Source organism: Streptomyces niphimycinicus (genome assembly GCF_018883605.1).
In the GTDB taxonomy this organism is placed as follows: domain Bacteria; phylum Actinomycetota; class Actinomycetes; order Streptomycetales; family Streptomycetaceae; genus Streptomyces; species Streptomyces niphimycinicus.
Genome location: NZ_JAHLEM010001092.1, coordinates 1 through 3,407, shown reverse-complemented (window position 1 = coordinate 3,407; position 3,407 = coordinate 1). Strand labels below are relative to the sequence as shown.

The 3,407-nt window shown below is 68.9% G+C and carries 2 protein-coding genes and 2 pseudogenes; all 4 read left to right on the top strand.

The features are described from left to right. Nucleotides 1-237: pseudogene (locus KN815_RS47820) on the top strand (hypothetical protein); the annotation flags it as partial. 206 nt (nucleotides 238-443) lie between these two features. Then, nucleotides 444-1,559 carry an alanine dehydrogenase gene (ald, locus tag KN815_RS47815; RefSeq protein ID WP_216348028.1) on the top strand — a complete coding sequence of 372 codons (1,116 nt, stop codon included), beginning with the start codon at nucleotides 444-446 and terminating at the stop codon, nucleotides 1,557-1,559. 559 nt (nucleotides 1,560-2,118) lie between these two features. Then, nucleotides 2,119-3,135 (top strand): ParA family protein, encoded by a 1,017-nt coding sequence (locus KN815_RS47810; protein ID WP_443732353.1) that lies wholly within the window; start codon nucleotides 2,119-2,121, stop codon nucleotides 3,133-3,135. Continuing rightward, a pseudogene (locus KN815_RS47805) lies at nucleotides 3,120-3,407 on the top strand (hypothetical protein); the annotation flags it as partial. The gene KN815_RS47810 and the pseudogene KN815_RS47805, both read left to right, overlap by 16 nt.

The window sequence follows — 3,407 nt, the reverse complement described above, 5'->3', positions numbered from 1 at the left end:
GAGGCGCTGCGCACCTGGGCGGAGGCCGCCGCGGCCGCCCGGACCTGCGGTGACACCGGGCTGCACGCCGATCTGGCGGACCATGCGGCGGACGCGATGGACCGGCTCGGCGGGGATCCGGCGGTGGCGCGGTCGCTGCGCCGTGCCGCCCGTAAGGCCGCCACGGCGGGGGCGCAGGACACGGGTCCGTCACCTCGGAGTGGTGACGGAAACCCGGCTGACCTACGAAATCAGTAGTGGTCTTCCAAAAGATTGATGCATTGCAAGGCTAGACAGCGCGACGTCCTTCATTAGACTGGCGGTACCGCGATTGCTGCGGTCGTCTCCGGCATGCGGACGCGTTCCGGTTTGCCTGTCTATGGTCGATGGTGCATCGACCCGTGATCGGCTATGGCGATATGTACGATATTTTCCTTCCCCCCCATTCAAGGACCGTGATCGACGTGAAGGTCGGTATCCCCCGCGAGGTCAAGAACAACGAGTTCCGTGTGGCCATCACCCCTGCCGGTGTGCACGAGCTGGTCCGAGGCGGCCATGAGGTCGTCGTGGAGCAGAGTGCGGGCCTCGGGTCCTCCATCACGGACGAGGAGTACACCGCCGCCGGTGCGCGCATCCTCGGCACCGCCGACGAGGTCTGGGCCACCGCCGACCTGCTGCTGAAGGTCAAGGAGCCCGTCGCGGAGGAATACCACCGGATGCGCAAGGGCCAGACGCTCTTCACCTATCTGCATCTGGCCGCCTCCCGGGCCTGCACGGACGCGCTGCTGGAGTCCGGCACCACCGCCATCGCCTACGAGACCGTCGAGACCGCGAACCGCGCCCTGCCGCTGCTCGCGCCGATGTCCGAGGTCGCGGGCCGGATCGCGCCGCAGGTCGGCGCGTACCACCTGATGCGCTCGGCCGGCGGCCGCGGCGTGCTGCCCGCCGGGGTGCCGGGTGTGGCCGCCGCGCGGGCCGTGGTCATCGGCGGTGGCGTCTCCGGGTGGAACGCCGCCCAGATCGCCATCGGCATGGGCTTCCACGTCACCCTGCTCGACAAGGACATCAACAAGCTGCGCGAGGCCGACCGGATCTTCGGCACCCGGGTGCAGACCATCGCCTCCAACGCCTTCGAGCTGGAGAAGGCCGTCCTCGAGGCCGACCTGGTCATCGGCGCGGTGCTCATCCCGGGCGCCAAGGCGCCCAAGCTGGTCACCAACGAGCTGGTGTCCCGGATGAAGCCGGGAAGTGTCCTTGTCGACATCGCGATCGACCAGGGCGGCTGCTTCGAGGACTCCCGTCCCACCACCCACGCCGAGCCGACCTTCGAGGTCCACAACTCGGTCTTCTACTGCGTCGCGAACATGCCCGGCGCGGTGCCGAACACCTCCACCCACGCGCTCACCAACGCGACGCTTCCGTACATCGTGGAGCTGGCCAACCGCGGCTGGCGGGACGCGCTGCGCCGGGACGCCGCGCTGGCCAAGGGGCTCAACACCCATGAGGGACAGGTCGTCTACGGCCCGGTCGCCGAGGCGCATGACCTGCCCACGGTCGAACTGAGCTCGCTGATCGGCTGAATGGCGCTCGGAGTTCACCGGCCCGGCCGCCGGAGCGGGTGAACTCCGGTTGCCGGCCGGTCAACCCGGACCGTCAACCACATGTCAACAATGGGCATCCGGCCGGGTCTTGTCGAAGGATGAGGCCCGGCCGGAGCTGTGTCCGCTGTGCCCCGGATCGGGGGCGGCCCATGGCTCGGCCAACTCGCCCTAAATGCAACTATTCAGACGCTTTATGCGGCGGTGAAATCTGCACGGCGCCGTTCACACGCCCTTGACATCGGGGTGTTCGATTGCCGACACATCATGCCGTGTCCGGTGGATTGTGTTGCTGAGGACCGCCGACACGCCATAGAGTCGCCAACCGTCGGCATGGTGTCACGCTGACCTATAGAGAAATTTCCTGGTCACCAAGGAGGTAGGACGACTTGTGAATGAGTCGACATTTTCTCCCGGGGGTGGTCAACCAGGACCGGCTGCGCGGGGCCAGGGCCCCTCGGGGCTCGAGGCTGTCGGCTCCGTCGCTGTCCGTACCTTCGCAACCCGCCAGAGCCCGACGACAGCCCACCAGAGCCACAGCATGGACGGCCATCACGTGAACGCCATGGCCGGCGACCAGGGGGGCACGGATCCCGCCCGCTTCGCCGACTACGACGACCTCCCCGACGGGCACTTCTACGACCCGGACGCGGAGTACGAGCCAGACCCCGAATACGCGGCCACGCTCGCGCCCGACGCTGCCCGTCAGCGCCGCGAGCGGATCGGCCCCACCGGGCGCCCGCTGCCGTACTTCCCGATCCCGGGGCCGCTGACCGATCACGGTCCAGCGAAGATCATCGCGATGTGCAACCAAAAGGGCGGGGTCGGTAAGACCACCTCCACCATCAACCTGGGCGCCGCCCTGGCCGAATACGGCCGCCGGGTGCTGCTCGTCGACTTCGACCCGCAGGGCGCCCTGTCGGTCGGCCTCGGGGTCAACCCGATGGAGCTCGACCTCACGGTCTACAACCTGCTCATGGAGCGGGGCATGTCGGCCGACGAGGTGCTGCTGAAGACGGCCGTGCCCAATATGGATCTGCTCCCCAGCAATATCGACTTGTCGGCCGCCGAGGTGCAGCTCGTGAGCGAGGTCGCCCGGGAGTCGACCCTCCAGCGCGCGCTCAAGCCGCTGCTGGCCGACTACGACTACATCGTCATCGACTGCCAGCCCTCGCTCGGTCTGCTCACCGTCAACGCGCTGACCGCCGCGCACAAGGTGATCGTGCCGCTGGAGTGCGAGTTCTTCGCGCTGCGCGGTGTGGCGTTGCTCACGGAGACGATCGAGAAGGTCCAGGAGCGGCTCAACCCCGACCTGGAGCTGGACGGCATCCTCGCCACGATGTACGACTCGCGCACCGTGCACAGCCGTGAGGTCCTCGCCCGTGTGGTCGAGGCGTTCGACGATCACGTTTACCACACGGTCATCGGCCGCACGGTCCGCTTCCCCGAGACCACGGTCGCGGGTGAGCCGATCACCACGTACGCGTCCAACTCCGTCGGTGCCGCCGCCTATCGCCAGCTTGCCAGGGAGGTGCTCGCCCGGTGTCACGCCGAGTGAGTCTGCCGGGAGCCGACGAACTGTTCCGCACCACGGGAGGGATGGGGCTCCAGTCCTCCGCTCCCGCCGCCGGGCGCCGCCAGGCGAACGGCGAGGGCCCCCGGGTGCCCCCGCCCGCCGCCGATCCCGACGCGGGCGCCGAGCCTCGGGAAGGGCAGGAGCAGCGCCCGGACGGTGAGCAGTCCGGCTCGGGCGAACACACGGGACGCGAGACGGCGGCCTCCCAGGACGCGGTGGGCGAGCGGCGACCCGGGGCGGGGGACCGGCCCAAG

Coding starts and splice junctions, on each gene's coding strand:
- KN815_RS47810 (WP_443732353.1), top strand. CDS start 2,119: ATGGACGGCCATCACGTGAACGCCATGGCCGGCGACCAGGGGGGCACG.